Genomic DNA, 1,313 nt, shown 5'->3' with positions numbered 1-1,313 from the left:
GAGGAGCCCGCTGTCCCGGATCGGCTTCGTCGCAGGGGTCGATCAGGATGACGTCACCGTGGTCATCCGCGCCGAGCTCGAGCCTGACCTGGCGCGCTCGCTCGAGGAAGCCACGGCGCTGCGGGCCGAGGCCGAGGCGAAGGAGGCTCGAGCGCTCTCGCTGCGGCGAGCGATCGCTGTCTCGCTGAAGGACGACGGCCTCACCCTGCGGGACATCGCTGTCGTCCTCGGCGTCTCGTACCAGCGCGTGCACCAGCTCGTGCACGAGGACGAGCGGGCGCTGGCTGCGTCGTAGCCCGCGGCGCGGATAGCCTGGGCGGGATGAGGAAGCGTGGCGGGACCGGGATCGTGTTGGTGGCGATCGGGGTCCTGGCGGGGGTGCTGTCCGGACTGTTCGGCGTCGGCGGTGGGGTCATCGTCGTGCCGGCGCTGATGGCCTTCGCACAGATGGACCAACGACGGGCCTCGGCCACCTCGCTCGTGGCGATCGCCCCCGCGGCCGTCGTCGGGGCGATCGCGTACGCCGTGCAGGGCGAGGTGCACTGGTTCGCGGCCCTGACCCTGGCGATCGGCAGCGTCATCGGCGCCCCGATCGGCGCACGGCTGCTCCGTGCCCTGCCGCTCCGCGTGCTGCCGTGGATCTTCGTGGGGTTCATCGCCGTCGTGCTCGTGTCGCTGTTCACCACGGTGCCGACCCGCGGTGGCGAGGTGCACTTCGGGGTCGTCGAGGCGATCGTCCTGCTGTTGCTCGGGCTGCTGTCGGGTGTGCTGTCCGGGCTGGTCGGGGTCGGCGGCGGGGTCGTCATCGTGCCGGGCCTCGAGGTCGTGCTCGGCGCCGGTGACCTGCTGGCGAAGGGCACGTCGCTGCTCACGATGGTGCCGACGTCGGTGTCCGGGACGGTCGCGAACCTGCGGCGCCGCGCGGTCGACCTGCGCGTCGGGTTGACGGTCGGCATCACCGCAGCCGTCTGTTCACCGGGCGGCGCGGTCCTGGCACGCCTGGTCGATCCACAGGTCGGCACCTGGTTGTTCGCGGCGTTCCTGGTGGTCGTCGCGGTCATCGTGCTCAGCCGCGGGCGCCCGAGGGAACCGCAGGCCGACGTGAGCGACGGGGCGGCCGCGTGACGGGCCTCCAGGCAGGGCGTGACGCGGAGGCCGTGCTGGCGGCGTTCGCCCGGACCACCGGCGACGTCGCCGCGGCCCGCAGGGTCGCCCGGCAGTTCCACGACCTCGACGAGGGGGAACGCTCGGCGCTGCTCTGGAGCGAGGACGACGGCGCGAAGCTCGTCGCGGTCCTGCTGCTCGTGCAGGCG

At 73.0% G+C, this 1,313-nt stretch carries 3 protein-coding genes; all 3 read left to right on the top strand.

What is annotated here, in order from left to right:
* On the top strand, nt 1–295 hold a 295-nt coding region (locus tag BACI9J_RS23165), incomplete at its 5' end, for a helix-turn-helix domain-containing protein (RefSeq protein WP_201296726.1).
* A gap of 26 nt (nt 296–321) precedes the next feature.
* Nucleotides 322–1,125 (top strand): sulfite exporter TauE/SafE family protein, encoded by an 804-nt coding sequence (locus BACI9J_RS23160; RefSeq protein ID WP_159555943.1) that lies wholly within the window; start codon nt 322–324, stop codon nt 1,123–1,125.
* On the top strand, nt 1,122–1,313 hold a 192-nt coding region (locus BACI9J_RS23155), incomplete at its 3' end, for a hypothetical protein (protein ID WP_159736694.1). The genes BACI9J_RS23160 and BACI9J_RS23155, both read left to right, overlap by 4 nt.

This window comes from Arthrobacter sp. 9V, from assembly GCF_902506065.1.
In the GTDB taxonomy this organism is placed as follows: Bacteria; Actinomycetota; Actinomycetes; order Actinomycetales; family Micrococcaceae; genus Arthrobacter.
Note: the sequence above shows the minus strand (reverse complement) of the source record. Positions and strands in the feature narration are given on the sequence as shown.

Excerpts from the sequence above, each read along its gene's own strand:
- BACI9J_RS23160 (WP_159555943.1), top strand. The coding sequence starts at position 322 with ATGAGGAAGCGTGGCGGGACCGGGATCGTGTTGGTGGCGATCGGGGTC.